Here is a 14,514-nt window from a genome sequence, read left to right as displayed (position 1 = left end):
TCTGTGTTAGCAAAAGACCAAAATAAATTATCTCAAGCTATTTATTCATCTCAACATTACAAAGACTGGCAAAAGATAGCGCGAGCTTCTAAACAATGTGAAAGCGATGATATCGCTCAAGATGCCTTTTTATTTATTATCGAGCATTGGACTGGAGAATTTGATTTAGCAAATAATGAACATTGGGATGAATTAAAACATAAAATGTGGAATAAATTCGTCCACAGTGCCGATCGTCTACTTAAAAATGCTTTTAATTTTGATCACAGTACGAGAAATGATTTAGACGAGGCAATTAATCCCATCCTTTTAACCCTATCTTCTCCGGCATCTACTGAGCCATTGCAACGAATTTTAGATACTGAAAATCAGCACATTCAACAAAACAAAGAAACACACCAAATCAAAGAAAATAGTTTTTCTATGGCTTTAGCTTTTGTTCATTTATTTGAAAGTCTTAAACCTAAACTTATCAAATATACGTACTTAAGTATTGCTGATTATATGAAAATGTCTTACTCATGGTTAAGAGCATGTTTAAAGCGTGCTGAAAACCTCCAGAAAACCCAACATTCTTTGTTTGATAATCTTGAATATGCTCCAGTCCAATATTTAGGAAGTTGGCGTAAATTTAAACTTGAAGGGCGAAGACAGCCTAAATTTACACCACTATTAGTGAACCAATTAAGTTTATTTCAACATCGGCTTCAAGAAACGACCTGTATGTGAAATCTCAACCTCGGCGACCTGTTCAGGTGTACCTTCGGCAATGATTTGGCCACCACCAGAACCCCCTTCAGGGCCTAAATCAATCACCCAGTCAGCGGTCTTGATCACATCCAGATTATGCTCGATCACCACAATGGTATTCCCCTTATTGCGGAGCTCATACAAGATGTCGAGTAACTTGGCAATATCATGGAAATGCAGACCTGTAGTCGGTTCATCCAGAATATATAAGGTTCGACCTGTATCGCGTTTTGCCAACTCACGTGCCAGCTTCACCCGTTGCGCTTCACCGCCAGAAAGGGTAGTTGCAGCCTGACCCAAACGGATATAGCCCAAGCCCACTTGAGTCAAAGTATCTAAACGACGATGAATCACCGGAATAGCACTAAAGAATTCCGCTGCATCTTCCACCGTCATTTCCAAGACATCAGAAATGTTCTTGCCTTTATAACCGACTTCTAAAGTCTCACGGTTATAACGCTTGCCATGACAAGCATCACAAGGCACATACATATCCGGCAGGAAGTGCATCGCCACCTTGATCATACCGTCACCTTCACAGGCTTCACAGCGTCCGCCTTTGACGTTAAAGGAGAAACGGCCTGCGCTGTAACCACGCGCTTTGGCTTCCGGTGTTTGGGCAAATAACTCACGAATCGGCGTGAATAAACCGGTATAGGTGGCAGGGTTGGAGCGTGGGGTACGCCCAATTGGACTCTGGTCAATATCCACCACTTTATCCAGATGCTGTAAACCATCAATCGAGTCAAACTTCTCGGCAGTTAGCGTGGTTGCACCATTCAGTTGCGTCGCTGCCAACGGCAATAAAGTCCGGTTAATCAAGGTTGATTTACCCGAACCAGACACCCCGGTGACGCAGGTCATGATGCCCAATGGAATGGTCAGATCAACATTCTGCAAGTTATGTCCGCTGGCACCAGACAGCTTAATCACTTCATCCGGACGAGGAGACTGGGTGCGTTGTTTCGGTACTTCAATTTTCAACTTACCTGACAGATATTGACCTGTCAGTGAGTCGGCATGATCTGCCAGTTCTTGATAAGTCCCTTCGGCAATCACGGCACCGCCATGAATCCCTGCGCCCGGGCCAATATCAATAATATGATCAGCGGCACGGATGGCATCTTCATCATGCTCAACTACCAGAACGGTATTTCCCAAATCACGTAGGCGAATCAGGGTTTGTAGTAAGCGATCATTATCACGTTGATGCAGACCAATTGACGGTTCATCCAGCACATACATTACGCCCATGAGACCGGCACCGATCTGTGACGCCAGACGGATACGTTGGGCTTCACCGCCTGAAAGGGTTTCGGCAGAACGTGCCAAACTCAAATAATTCAGGCCAACGCTGACTAGGAAGTGTAAACGCTCACGGATCTCTTTAAAGATTTTATCGGCGATTTCACCTTTAGCACCTTCAAGATTGAGGTCCTGATAATAATTTTCCGCATCCCCAATCGACATCTTGGTGATCTGGGCAATGGTCTTGTCCTTGACCCGAACATGACGGGAAATTTCATTCAAACGTGAACCGCCACAAGCATCACACGCGGCATTCGACAGATATTGTGCCAGATCATCACGGACATAATTCGATTCCGTCTCGCGGTAGCGACGTTCCAGATGCGGCAAAATCCCTTCAAAGGCTTGTACACGGGTATGCTTACGACCACGTTCATCAATATAACTCAGGTCGATTTTCTCTTTGCCTGTACCTTGCAGGAATTTCTTTTGCGTATCTTTATCGAGTTTGTTCCAAGGCTCATCCAGATCGATACCAAAATGATCCGCAACTTTTTGCAGCATGGTGTAGTAATACGGACGCTGTCTGTCCCAGCCACGAATCGCACCTTGGCTGATCGAAACCTCAGCATTTGGAATCAGTTTATCTGCACTGAAATGACTACGTGTTCCCAAACCGTCACAGACAGGGCAGGCGCCGAATGGGTTGTTGAATGAGAACAGGCGTGGTTCAAGTTCAGCCACGGCACGATCACACTCAGGACAAGAGTGCTTGGCCGAGAACACACGTTCCGGATGTTCACCATTCATCCAGGATAACACCGCAATATCGCCGCCTAGACGTAGTGCAGTTTCAAACGATTCTGCAATCCGGTTACCCAGGTCATCACGTACTTTAAAGCGGTCCACCACCACTTCAATGGTGTGCTTTTTCTTTTTGTCCAGCTCGGGTGGGGTATCGATATCAATGATTTCCCCATCAACACGGGCACGAACAAAACCTTGCCCCTGTAACTGTTCAAACAGTTGGGTGTACTCACCTTTACGCTCCCGTACTACAGGTGCAAGCAGCATCAATGCGGTGCCTTCTTCCAGACTCTTGACTACATCGACCATTTCCGAAATGGTTTGGGCCACCATCGGTAGGTCATGTTCAGGGCAGTAAGGCGTACCGACACGCGCGTAGAGTAAACGCAAATAGTCGTAAATTTCGGTAATGGTCCCCACGGTCGAACGTGGGTTATGACTGGTCGACTTCTGCTCAATGGCAATCGCAGGCGATAAACCTTCAATCGAATCGACTTCCGGCTTTTCCATTTGTGACAGGAACTGGCGTGCATAGGCCGACAGCGATTCGACATAACGGCGCTGACCTTCGGCATACAAGGTATCAAAGGCCAAGGATGATTTTCCTGAGCCAGAAAGTCCCGTAATCACCACAAACTTGTCACGTGGAATATCGAGCGACACGTTTTTTAAATTATGGGTACGTGCGCCTCGAATACGGATATGACTTTGACTCATAAATACATCTCAATAAGCTGAACATGAAAACATGTATATGATAACGATTTAAAATTGTTCAAGTGATATAAAAATAATTAAAACGACAAATTGTGACGGTTAATGAACTGGTTCACATTTATTGTGGGTAATATGCCTCGTATTTTGAGCTTTCCCTAGGCCAAATTACGACTTATCAACACGGAAGGAATAAAAATATACAAATTACTAGACGACTGGTCTAATATTAATTTATAGTGTGCTGATGAAACGATCAATTAAAAGTGAAGCCACGCGACAACATATTCTCGATACCAGTTTTGAACTGGTGTTGCGTAAAGGTTTTGTCGGGGTGGGCTTGCAAGAAATTCTCAAGACCTGTGCTGTTCCGAAAGGGTCGTTCTACCATTATTTTGCTTCTAAAGAAGCCTTCGGCTGTGCCTTGCTGGAACAGTACATGGCAGATTACAAAGTCCGGGTCGAGCAGCTTTGGCAACAGACAGAAGCAGATGCCTATGCACGTTTGATGGCGTTATGGCAGGCCTGGATTGATGATCCTGTGTATGGCAGCTGGGCCGAGAATTGCCTGATTGTGAAATTAGGTGCAGAGGTGGCCGATTTATCCGAGGACATGCGTGAAATTCTCAATCTTGGTGTGCATCGGCTGACACAACGTGTGGCCTTGCTACTGCAAGAAGGGCAACAACAAGGCTCCATTCCAATGCATCTGGATCCATTTAAAACGGCTCAGGTGATGTATCAGTTATGGCTGGGTGCAGCCCTGATGAGCAAATTAGCCCAAGACAAAACACCGCTACATCTGGCTTTAGAAACCACACAACAGCTGTTACAACCGATTAAGGAATAAAAAGATGCAAAGTATTATCCATCACAGTTTTGGTGAACCTGCTGAGGTGTTACAGCTGGCAGAAATGCCGCGACCTGAACCGAAAGCCGGCGAAGTTCGTATTAAAACCATCCTGTCTCCCATACATAATCACGATGTCTGGACCGTACGTGGTAGCTATGGCTATAAGCCAACCCTTCCTGCCATTGGCGGTAGTGAAGCGGTCGGTATGGTCGATGCGGTAGGTGAAGGCGTTGATCAAAGTAAATTAGGACAACGCGTAGCCGTTGCTGGTGTGTATGGCAGCTGGGCAGAATATTTTATTGCACCTGCACAAGCTATCATTCCCTTAAATGATGCCATTGATAATGAAACGGCCGCTCAATTGATTGGTATGCCGATCAGTGCCTTGATGCTGCTGGATTTTGTCAATATTCAGCCGGATCAATGGCTGATCCAGAACACCGCCAACGGTGCGGTGGGAAAAACGGTTGCCATGATCGCTCAGGCGCGTGGTCTGCAAGTCATTAATCTGGTGCGCCGTAGCGATGCAATTGCCGAAATGCAGGCCCTCGGCATCCAGCATGTGGTGGCAACGGATCAGGACGATTGGAAAGCGCAAGTCAAAGCCCTCCATGCAGAGCAGCCTTTAATTGCGGGAGTGGATTCAATTGGTGGCAGTGCCAGTGGTGAAATGTTGAATCTGCTGAGTGAAAATAGCCTGTTGGTTTCCTTTGGCAGCATGACTGGGGAAACCATGCAGATCTCGTCAGGTGACCTGATCTTTAAACAGGCGACGGTAAAAGGTTTCTGGGCCAGTGTGGTGAGCAAAGAAATGCCAGCAGAACGCAAAAAGGCATTGTTTGTCGAACTTCTGACACTGGCAGCGCAAAAGAAACTTATTCTGCCCGTTGAAGGCGTATTTAGCTTTGACGAAATTCAAACGGCAGCGCTCAAAGCCACACAGGGTGCCCGTCAAGGTAAAGTGTTGTTGAAGCCATAAATTAATGACCAGCCGAGCGGCTGGTTCAACCCGATGTTGTTATTATAAAAAGGATAATCAGATGCTTGGACAACTGCTCATTGGACTTATCGCCTTATTACACGTCTATATTCTCGTGCTGGAAATGTTTTTGTGGGACAAACCCTATGGCTTAAAAGCCTTTGGCAATAGTCTGGAAAAAGCACAGCTCACCAAAGTGATGGCACAAAATCAGGGGCTGTATAACGGCTTTCTTGCCGCTGGTTTATTCTGGTCATTACTGGCACCTGCGAGCTATGCCATTGCGATCGCCAATTTCTTTTTGGGTTGTGTGCTGATCGCTGGCATCTATGGGGGGTTAACCGCCAGCAAGAAGATTATTTACATTCAGGCCATCCCCGCATTCATTGCTTTAATTGTGGTGAATGTTTTTTAGCCGAGAGATATCAGTAGGCAATGGGATGGATTTATGTTTTAATGCTCCCAGTTTGAGATGAGCCTCATACAGTATATCGGACGATACGATATACGACTAAGCCCCTTAATTGGGGCTTTTTTATGTCTGTTTTTCAGGGCAGGAGCTGCTTGCATGCAATCCGCACATGTTGACCTTGAGCCAGATTAGGAATTAAGGATAACAAAATGCTACAAGCTGTCATTTTTGGTCATCCTGCCTGAAGAAAGTCAGGAATTATCTTCTGGTTTATCAAATAAATAAATTAAAATGAATAACATAGAACACATGAGCAATAATAATGTTAAGAAAACTGATGGTACTGGGGTGGGGCATGTGTCTGAGTTTAAGTCTCATGGCACAGGAAACAAAAATTATTGGATTTGATCAGGTCTTTAATTTAAATCATGATGAAGTGTATGAGTTGCAGCTGAAAAATCTGAATTCAGGCTCACAGCTCTGGACCGCCTTTTATCTGGTCGGTGTACCCAAATCTGCTTCAAATAATAGTCAGGCCGATTTTGTGGTTAAGGGTGAAGGCGTGATTAATAAGGCGCATCCTGCCAATCCGACAGAGCGGGTGAATCTGGCCGCTAATCATTTGCCGGTCCGCCAGAACTATTCCTTTCATGAATTTGAAGATCTGGTGGATGAGATTGAGGAGCAAACTGGGAAAAAGATACAAGATCCGGTCTTGGGCACAACCGATAATGTGCGTGTATATGGCCGGATTATGGACTGGATTCCGGAATACAACTCCAGCACACCTGCCCAAATCAGTTTTGGGATAACCAACCCACAGGACTTCGAAATTAAAGCGGCCTATGTGGTGATTGGCGAGGCAGAAAAAACACCGCAATTACTGGCGCTGGACATTCATCCGCTGGATACCCAACAGCTTGAGCCATCGTTGCAGGAGCAAAGTCATCGTCAGCAATTCAGTATTGCCCGATTTGAAGCCAAATTCCTGATTTTCCTGACCCTGCTGGGGGCCGCCATTTTTCTGAACTGGGGCAAATGGCGTAGAAACTAGTTTTGCTCATAAAAGAAGGAGGCGCATGCCTCCTTGGTTATGGTTTTATCTGATCCAGACCTAACCATTGACGTTGTTGATAAGCACTATCCCAGAATAACCACTCCAGTTTTGCCCCCATGGTATAGGCGGCATACATTTTGGCTAGGGTATCCGCATCACAGCGAGCAGCGACTTTATCTATGGTCGTAATCACATTCCGTACGGCCGTATTAAATTCTTCACCCGCATAGGTGTCGATCCAAGCCTGATAAGGATTATTGTCAACAGACAGGCTGATAATGTCTTTGCCCACTTCGGCATAAATCCAGAAACATGGCAGCAAGGCAGCCAAAATGACAGGATAGCTTTCAGACCACGCCGTTGCCGTTAAGAAGGAAGTGTAATGATGGCAGGCCAGAGTCAGCGGTGTGTTTTCAAACTCGGCCTTGCTGACATCAAACTCCTGCATAAAATCATGATGCAAACTGCGTTCTACAATAATCGCGATTTTTGCGGCTTCAGAAAACTGGATCACATCATCGGCATCATAGGCTTTTGCCGCAGCCACAGCCAATGCCCGACCATAGGCCAGTAAGTAATGCGCATCTTGAATCACATAGTGACAAAATACCTTGCGATCTAATGTCCCTGCTGCAAGTTCCTGATTAAAAGGCAAGGCTAATATTTTTTGATATAAGTCTTGATTGCGTTGCCATACATCTTGAGAAAACGTCATGGATTGAACCTATTAAAAAACATGCTAAATAATGCTGTCAGCACTATAACAGAGTCTGCCGGAGATAAAATTTTCTTCAAAATAAGTGCAACAATCTTTTGTCTATTTCATCGCAAACTCGCCTACAATAGACACATTTTTATCACCCGACTATTTGAATAAAAGGCTGCTCATGAAGCATTTTCGTTTCTCAATTTTCTTTACGGTGGTGTGTCTTGCACTATCGGCCTACTGGGGCTATACGCACGGGCCTGAAGCAGGTGTAACCACCATGCTGAAAGCCTTGACCATTACTGCAATTCTGGCGGTGATGGAAGTCTCTTTATCGTTTGATAATGCGGTTGTAAATGCCTCGGTACTACGTGGTTGGGATCATTTCTGGAAAATGATTTTCTTAACCGTAGGGATTCTGATTGCCGTATTCGGTATGCGTTTGATTTTCCCTGTAGTGATCGTGGCCGTGACGGCAGATATGGGCATGATTGAAGTGGCAAAACTGGCCCTCAATGACCCAAAAACCTATTCCGAACGTTTAATGGCCCATCATGCGGAAATTTCAGCCTTTGGTGGTACGTTCCTATTGATGGTGTTCTTGAATTTCTTCTTTGACGACGGCAAAGAAACCCATTGGTTTAAATGGTTAGAAGCCAAACTGGCACATTTGGCCAGCGTGCCTGCGATGTCGGTTTTCCTTGCCCTGATCGCAATGATCATCATGGCGGCAAACGTCGATGAATCGGTGCGCCTGGCGGTAACCATGGCGGGAATCTGGGGGATTGTGGTGTACATCGGCGTTCAGGTGTTGAGTCATTTATTGGGTGGCGAACCTGAAATTGATGATGAGGGGAATGCTGTCACCCATGATTCAAATGGCGCTGCTGCGGGTGTGGTCAAAGCCGGTTTTGGTGGTTTCCTTTACCTTGAAGTGCTGGATGCCTCATTCAGTTTTGATGGTGTGATTGGTGCCTTTGCGATTACCAGCGATGTGGTGGTCATCATGCTCGGTCTGGCGATCGGTGCGATCTTTGTCCGTTCGATGACCATCTATCTGGTCGAGAAAGGTACTCTGGATGCTTATATCTTCCTGGAACATGGCGCACATTATGCCATTGGTGCCTTGGCCTTTATCATGATTGCCAGCGGTACCGGCTTACATGTACCTGAAGTGGTGACTGGCCTGATCGGGGTGGCCTTTATTGTCTGGGCGGTGATTGCTTCGATTCAGTACAGCAAGCGGGAACAACAGGCTTCTTAAGCTTGTTTTCAGCTTGAACAGCTATGTTAAATAAAGGAGCGATATTCGCTCCTTTATTTTTCCCTGAAGAAAGATTGTGATTTTCATGATCTAACTTACAACCTTTGCAGGCGAATGGCTTATAATTCGCTGAGCCCGTTATAGTGTCTTATCAACAATGAATGCTTTAGAACGCCGTTCAACCTTTGCCTTAAGTAGCATTTTTGCCTTACGCATGTTGGGCTTGTTCATGATTATTCCTGTCTTTTCAGTGGCAGGACAATCCTATCAATACGCCACGCCAGCCCTCATCGGTCTTGCAGTCGGGGTCTATGGCTTAACCCAGGCAATTTTACAGATTCCATTTAGTTTGCTGGCAGACCGTTTCAGCCGTAAACCGCTGGTGGTGCTTGGACTGTTGCTGTTTGCAATCGGTGGGGCAATTGCGGGTTTGTCGGACACCATTTATGGCGTGATTATCGGTCGTGCCATTGCCGGTGCCGGTGCCGTTTCAGCGGTGGTGATGGCATTACTGGCAGATGTGACCCGGGAAGAACAACGCACCAAAGCCATGGCTGCGATGGGCATGAGTATTGGCCTGTCTTTTGTGGTGGCATTTAGTTTGGGGCCGTGGCTGACCAGTCTGGTCGGTATTTCGGGGCTATTCTTTGTGACCACGATTATGGGACTGGCGGCCATTTTAATGTTGCTGTTGGTGCCTAAAGTCACCCGTCATCATCGAAACTACCAGCAGGGCTATCTGAATCAGCTTAAACAAGTCATCCAGATGGGTGAATTGAACCGCTTGCACGTCTCGGTGTTTGCGTTACATCTGTTGCTGACCGCCATGTTTATCTATGTGCCTTCACAGTTGATTGAATATGCACAAATTCCATTGGCGAAGCACGGATTCGTCTATTTGCCGCTCTTAGTGATCAGTCTGTTCTTTGCGTTTCCAAGCATTATCATTGCGGAAAAATATCGCAAGATGCGCGGCATTTTTCTCACTGCCATTGCAGGGATTATTGGCGGCCTGTTGATCCTGATTTTTGGCTATGAATCAAAATACGTGTTACTGGCCGGATTAGGCCTGTTCTTTATTGCATTTAACGTGATGGAAGCCTTATTGCCGTCATGGTTGTCCAAGGCTGCGCCGATCCAGTCGAAAGCGACTGCGATGGGGGTCAATGCCAGCAGCCAGTTCCTCGGCGCTTTCTTTGGCGGTACCTTGGGCGGGCAACTTTTGATGATGCAGAATACTGCGCTCGGGTGGAGTGTGCTGACTGGGATTGCTATAATATGGCTGCTGATTAGTTTTGGATTGGCACAGCCAAGATATCTGTCCTCAATTGTATTGCCTTTACCTCAGACGGTACAAACAGACGAATGGACTTCAAAACTTTTGGCAATTCGTGGTATTGAAGAAGTCGTGGTGATGCCTGAACAACAAGTTGCTTATATTAAAGTCGATAAACAGTGCATTGATGATGCTGGACGACAAGATTTAACGCACTTGATTGGCAAAGAGGTAGCCATTTGATCATAACTCTTATAAAGTGAAACATATAAATATATAGGATGAAGACAGCTAATGCGTGGTGTGAATAAAGTTATTTTAGTAGGTACTTTAGGACGAGATCCAGAAACAAAAACCTTCCCGAATGGCGGGTCGCTTACTCAGTTCTCGATTGCAACGAGTGAGTCGTGGATGGACAAGAGTACAGGTGAACGTAAAGAGCAAACGGAATGGCATCGTATTGTATTGCATAACCGTTTAGGTGAAATTGCTCAGCAATATCTGCGTAAAGGTTCAAAAGTCTATATCGAAGGTTCATTACGTACCCGTCAATGGACCGACCAGAATGGTCAGGAACGTTATAGCACAGAAATCCGTGGCGACCAGATGCAAATGCTGGATACGCGCCAGCAAGGCGAGCAAAGCGGTGGCGATTTTAATCAACCACGCTTTAATAACAATAATAATCAAGGCGGTGGCTACCAGAACACGGGTTATAACAATAACAACCAGAATGGCGGCTTTAACGGCGGTAACCAAGGTAATTATGCGGGCAGCCCTCAAGCAGGCAATGGTTTTAATACGCCAAAAGCAGCACCGCAACCTGCTGCAGCACCTGCGGATCTAGACGACGACTTACCGTTCTAAGCCCAAAGCAGATGTTCAAAAGCGAGGATAACTTCGGTTATACCTCGCTTTTTTATTGCCTCATTCCCGGCATCACTTATCCGTAAAATCCTCTTGTTAGCTCATATCTTGAAAAGAATCCAATGCCTTATTGCTAAAAACCAAAACAAGAACGCCCTTAAAAATACACTTTAAAAAAAGTCCCGGTTGTGAGGAGAAATCCTGCAATTGGCCCTCGGTTTTATTCTCAAAATGGCTCTCGTTTCTTGGCTGTCGAAGCGACACATTAAATCTATTGGACGTATGCATACGGAAGCGTCGGTTTAGTCATAGAAAGATCCAGGCATGGATGATGAACAAAACGACTAAATTTTTTGAGGGTATTTTCTATTTCAGAATGCACTGTTCTGAGACCGGAAGATGCGCCTGAAGTGAAGGAAGAACAATAATGACAGCACACCCTGATCGTTCCGAAGCCAAACAAGTTCAAGGCTTACAAAGTGGATTAAAGTCGCGCCATCTCACCATGATCTCGATTGCCGGAGTGATTGGCGGTGCATTATTTGTCGGTTCCGGTAATGTCATTTACGCCGCAGGTCCTGCGGTTATCCTGGCTTATGCCTTAGGCGGATTACTGGTGCTGTTCATCATGCGCATGCTCGGTGAAATGGCAGTGATGAATCCGGATAGCGGTTCATTTTCGACCTATGCCGATCGTGCCATTGGACGTTGGGCCGGGTTTTCAATTGGCTGGCTGTACTGGTGTTTCTGGACCCTGTTGATGGGTTGGGAGGCCTATGTCGCCGGTAAGATTCTGCATAGCTGGTTTCCGTTTATGCCGATCTGGGGCTATATGCTACTGGTGATTGTATCCTTGGTCTGGGTCAATCTAAAAGATGTCAAAAGCTATGGTGAATTTGAGTTCTGGTTTGCCCTGATTAAAGTGGTAGCGATTATTATCTTTTTGGTGATTGGCAGTTTAGCCATTTTTCATCTGTGGCCGTGGGGCGATCTGGCTCAAGCAGGTTCAACCGGATTATTCCAACAAGAATTTATGCCGAATGGGATTGCACCAGTGATTACTGCGTTATTGGGAGTAATGTTTGCCTATGTCGGTGCTGAAATTGTCACGGTGGCGGCTGCGGAATCCAAAAGCCCGGAAAAAGAGATCCGCAAAGCATCCAATTCGGTGGTCTGGCGGATTTTATTGTTCTATGTCGGCTCCATGTTGATCACGGTCTGTTTGATTCCGCATGACAATCCTTTATTAAAAGATCCGACCTGGGGCACGTATAGCGTTACCTTGACGGCACTGGGGATTCCTGAAGCACGGCATATTGTCAATTTCGTGGTACTCACCTCGGTATGTAGCTGCTTTAACTCGGCACTGTACACCTGTTCGCGCATGCTATTTTCGCTCTCCAAGCGTGGCGATGCACCCAAATGTCTGGCGCTGACCAACCGTCAGGGCAGTCCATGGATCGGGGTGGTATTTTCCAGTTTATTTGCCGTTGTTGCCGTGTATTTAACCGCAACTGAAAGCATGAATGTTTATGATGTGCTGATGATGGCCACAGGCACGGTGGCTTTATATGTGTATCTGGCGATTGCCTGTTCCCAGTTACGGATGCGTAAAAAGTACCAGCGTGAAGGCAAACAGATCGATTTTAAAATGTGGCTGTTCCCGTGGCTTACTTATGCCGTGATTTTTATCATTATTGGATCACTACTGGTGATGCTGATTGAAGGGACTTATTTTAAAGAAGTGACCTATACCTCCATGCTGGCCTTGTCGATTGTAATGATTGGTGTGCTGGTACAGAAGCTGAATAAGGCTAAAGTCCGCAACAATGCCCTGATCCAGAAAAAACAATCGATCTAAACATGCATGAATCATCGTTTAAATCCATAGAGAATCCCGGGAACGAGATTCTCTATTTTTCATTTGTGCTTAAGGCAGGGTCGCAACCCCTGCTTCGCGTAGACATTGCAATAACACACCAAAGGCCATGACCATATCTTTTTCATTGACACAGGCAAAGCCCATTAGCAGTCCACGCTGTGCATGGGCATGGGAGTGCATATAATATTGTGACAGTGCGCGTACCTTGACGCCACGTTCCAGTGCGGTAGCGGCAACCGCGACATCGTCACATTGTGCCGGAAGCTTGAGTACCAGATGCAAGCCGGCTGCCTCATCATATTCATGCACAAATTCCGGTCCCAAATAACGGTTAATCAGGCTCACCAGATAGTCACGGCGTTTACCATACAGCAAACGCATGCGGCGGATATGCGCTTCATAATGGCCTTCACGAATAAATTCAGCCAAGGCTTTCTGCTCGAGCAGGTGCCCACCCCGATATAATTCCGCTGCTACAATCCGTAAAGGGGAAAATAGTGGCTTCGGCACCACCACATAACCAATCCGTAATGAAGGGTAAATGGTTTTACTAAAGGTGCCCATATAAATCACAGGCGCATCATTTTCCAGACCTTGCAGGGAAGGATAAGGCTGGCCAGAGAAGCGGAATTCACTGTCATAGTCATCTTCCACAATCCAGCTGTGATGTTGACGGGCGATCTGGATCAGCTGTTTTCTTCGGTCCAGGCTTAAATGTGAACCGAGTGGATATTGATGTGAGGGGGTCACAAAAATCAGTTTAGGCGGTTCGGCTGGCTGTTCTTCGGGAATAATCCCTTCGGCATCAACCGGCATGGCCTGAATATCCAGCCCGTTGATCCTTAAGGTATTGCGCATGCCCCAATAGGCCGGGTCTTCAATCCAGACACGATCGCCAATATCACTGAGCGCCCGTGAAACCAGATCAATGGCCTGATGGATGCCTTCGGTAATAATGATCTGGTCTGCATCGCACTGCACGGAACGGGCAACACGCAGATAGTCGGCCAAGGCGCTGCGCAGTTCAATACAGCCACCGGCGCTGCTATAAATCAGCCGGTTAATATCGGGTTCACGGCTGAGACGGGCCTGAATACGGCTGAAAATATGATGCGGAAACTCGGTGACATCAGGAGCACCCGGGACAAATGCTCCCCATTGATGTGGAGAAGCCGCAGCATAGCCCAATAAACTTGAGCCACGTTGTGACAGTACAACGGAGGTTTCTTGCTGGGCAACAGGCGCTTGTTTTTTATTGATCTTGGTATTTAAAAAGGCTTCAGGAAGCTGTTCTGCCACCCAGGTGCCATGTCCGGTACGTGCCTCCAGATAGCCTTCTGCCTGAAGTTGCTCATAGGCCGAAAGCACCGTATTACGGGACACATGAATTTCACTGGCTAAGTCACGTGAAGCAGGCAAGCGGGTTTTCGGCTGGATGACGCCTTCGATAATGGCCCCGCGTAAACAGCGAAATAGGCGTTGATGTAGTTTTCCTTCCATGTCCTGTTGGAGACGTTGTAATAAATGGTCTCCAAGTAAACTACGCAATTGGCTCTCTCCTTCAATTTAAAAGTGGCTCTCGTCACTGGCCTTCATACGCGCGAAATTACAGCTATAGACAGTCCTGGTAAAACATCCTGAAAAAAACGAGCTGGATGTCGGGCAACACTGTAACTGACGATGAAAATATGAGGGAATT

General features: G+C 46.3%; 12 protein-coding genes. 9 read left to right on the top strand and 3 right to left on the bottom strand.

Features of this window, described 5'->3' with window-relative positions:
- Positions 1 to 3 precede the first annotated feature (3 nt).
- Complete coding sequence (locus MSG93_RS07425) at positions 4 to 729, top strand: hypothetical protein (RefSeq protein ID WP_324621212.1); 726 nt, start codon at positions 4 to 6, stop codon at positions 727 to 729.
- Here the strand turns inward: MSG93_RS07425 and uvrA are convergent.
- Complete coding sequence (gene uvrA / locus MSG93_RS07420; protein ID WP_005282485.1) at positions 691 to 3,522, bottom strand: excinuclease ABC subunit UvrA; 2,832 nt, start codon at positions 3,520 to 3,522, stop codon at positions 691 to 693. The genes MSG93_RS07425 and uvrA overlap by 39 nt on opposite strands.
- Positions 3,523 to 3,766: 244 nt before the next feature.
- Between uvrA and MSG93_RS07415 the strand changes: the two genes are divergently transcribed.
- The 4 genes from MSG93_RS07415 to MSG93_RS07400 all read left to right on the top strand — a co-directional run bounded on the left by MSG93_RS07415 (position 3,767) and on the right by MSG93_RS07400 (position 6,817).
- Complete coding sequence (locus MSG93_RS07415) at positions 3,767 to 4,369, top strand: TetR/AcrR family transcriptional regulator (RefSeq protein ID WP_324621211.1); 603 nt, start codon at positions 3,767 to 3,769, stop codon at positions 4,367 to 4,369.
- A 4-nt stretch (positions 4,370 to 4,373) separates the two neighbouring features.
- Positions 4,374 to 5,351: a zinc-binding dehydrogenase gene (locus MSG93_RS07410; protein WP_324621210.1), complete on the top strand. Its 978-nt coding sequence runs from the start codon at positions 4,374 to 4,376 to the stop codon at positions 5,349 to 5,351.
- Between the two features lie 61 nt (positions 5,352 to 5,412).
- A complete protein-coding gene (locus MSG93_RS07405; protein ID WP_032873527.1) occupies positions 5,413 to 5,766 on the top strand; it encodes a DUF1304 domain-containing protein in 354 nt (117 codons plus the stop codon).
- A 319-nt stretch (positions 5,767 to 6,085) separates the two neighbouring features.
- On the top strand, positions 6,086 to 6,817 hold the full coding sequence (locus MSG93_RS07400; protein WP_324621207.1) for a hypothetical protein: 732 nt from the start codon (positions 6,086 to 6,088) through the stop codon (positions 6,815 to 6,817).
- A gap of 37 nt (positions 6,818 to 6,854) precedes the next feature.
- Here the strand turns inward: MSG93_RS07400 and tenA are convergent, their stop codons facing one another.
- Complete coding sequence (gene tenA, locus MSG93_RS07395; RefSeq protein WP_324621206.1) at positions 6,855 to 7,535, bottom strand: thiaminase II; 681 nt, start codon at positions 7,533 to 7,535, stop codon at positions 6,855 to 6,857.
- A gap of 172 nt (positions 7,536 to 7,707) precedes the next feature.
- On the opposite strand from tenA, the gene MSG93_RS07390 reads away from it, so the two are divergent.
- The 4 genes from MSG93_RS07390 to MSG93_RS07375 all read left to right on the top strand — a co-directional run bounded on the left by MSG93_RS07390 (position 7,708) and on the right by MSG93_RS07375 (position 12,794).
- Complete coding sequence (locus tag MSG93_RS07390; RefSeq protein WP_202740383.1) at positions 7,708 to 8,790, top strand: DUF475 domain-containing protein; 1,083 nt, start codon at positions 7,708 to 7,710, stop codon at positions 8,788 to 8,790.
- A gap of 157 nt (positions 8,791 to 8,947) precedes the next feature.
- Positions 8,948 to 10,309, top strand: a complete 1,362-nt coding sequence (locus tag MSG93_RS07385) for an MFS transporter (protein WP_005282505.1) — start codon at positions 8,948 to 8,950, stop codon at positions 10,307 to 10,309.
- Positions 10,310 to 10,360: 51 nt separating this feature from the next.
- The gene (gene ssb / locus MSG93_RS07380) at positions 10,361 to 10,933 is read left to right on the top strand and encodes a single-stranded DNA-binding protein (RefSeq protein ID WP_005227828.1); all 573 of its coding nucleotides are present in this window, start codon (positions 10,361 to 10,363) and stop codon (positions 10,931 to 10,933) included.
- Between the two features lie 427 nt (positions 10,934 to 11,360).
- Positions 11,361 to 12,794 (top strand): amino acid permease, encoded by a 1,434-nt coding sequence (locus MSG93_RS07375; protein WP_324621205.1) that lies wholly within the window; start codon positions 11,361 to 11,363, stop codon positions 12,792 to 12,794.
- Between the two features lie 69 nt (positions 12,795 to 12,863).
- On the opposite strand, the gene MSG93_RS07370 is transcribed toward MSG93_RS07375, so the two are convergent.
- Positions 12,864 to 14,363 carry a PLP-dependent aminotransferase family protein gene (locus MSG93_RS07370; RefSeq protein WP_005282511.1) on the bottom strand — a complete coding sequence of 500 codons (1,500 nt, stop codon included), beginning with the start codon at positions 14,361 to 14,363 and terminating at the stop codon, positions 12,864 to 12,866.
- Between the last annotated feature and the right edge of the window lie 151 nt (positions 14,364 to 14,514).

Source organism: Acinetobacter sp. IK40 (genome assembly GCF_035615075.1).
In the GTDB taxonomy this organism is placed as follows: Bacteria; Pseudomonadota; Gammaproteobacteria; order Pseudomonadales; family Moraxellaceae; genus Acinetobacter; species Acinetobacter courvalinii.
Note: the sequence above shows the minus strand (reverse complement) of the source record. Positions and strands in the feature narration are given on the sequence as shown.

Bases quoted from the DNA above. Each gene is read 5' to 3' on its own strand.
- uvrA (WP_005282485.1), bottom strand. From the start codon at position 3,522: ATGAGTCAAAGTCATATCCGTATTCGAGGCGCACGTACCCATAATTTA.
- MSG93_RS07415 (WP_324621211.1), top strand. From the start codon at position 3,767: ATGAAACGATCAATTAAAAGTGAAGCCACGCGACAACATATTCTCGAT.
- MSG93_RS07410 (WP_324621210.1), top strand. From the start codon at position 4,374: ATGCAAAGTATTATCCATCACAGTTTTGGTGAACCTGCTGAGGTGTTA.
- MSG93_RS07405 (WP_032873527.1), top strand. From the start codon at position 5,413: ATGCTTGGACAACTGCTCATTGGACTTATCGCCTTATTACACGTCTAT.
- MSG93_RS07400 (WP_324621207.1), top strand. From the start codon at position 6,086: ATGTTAAGAAAACTGATGGTACTGGGGTGGGGCATGTGTCTGAGTTTA.
- tenA (WP_324621206.1), bottom strand. From the start codon at position 7,535: ATGACGTTTTCTCAAGATGTATGGCAACGCAATCAAGACTTATATCAA.
- MSG93_RS07390 (WP_202740383.1), top strand. From the start codon at position 7,708: ATGAAGCATTTTCGTTTCTCAATTTTCTTTACGGTGGTGTGTCTTGCA.
- MSG93_RS07385 (WP_005282505.1), top strand. From the start codon at position 8,948: ATGAATGCTTTAGAACGCCGTTCAACCTTTGCCTTAAGTAGCATTTTT.
- ssb (WP_005227828.1), top strand. From the start codon at position 10,361: ATGCGTGGTGTGAATAAAGTTATTTTAGTAGGTACTTTAGGACGAGAT.
- MSG93_RS07375 (WP_324621205.1), top strand. From the start codon at position 11,361: ATGACAGCACACCCTGATCGTTCCGAAGCCAAACAAGTTCAAGGCTTA.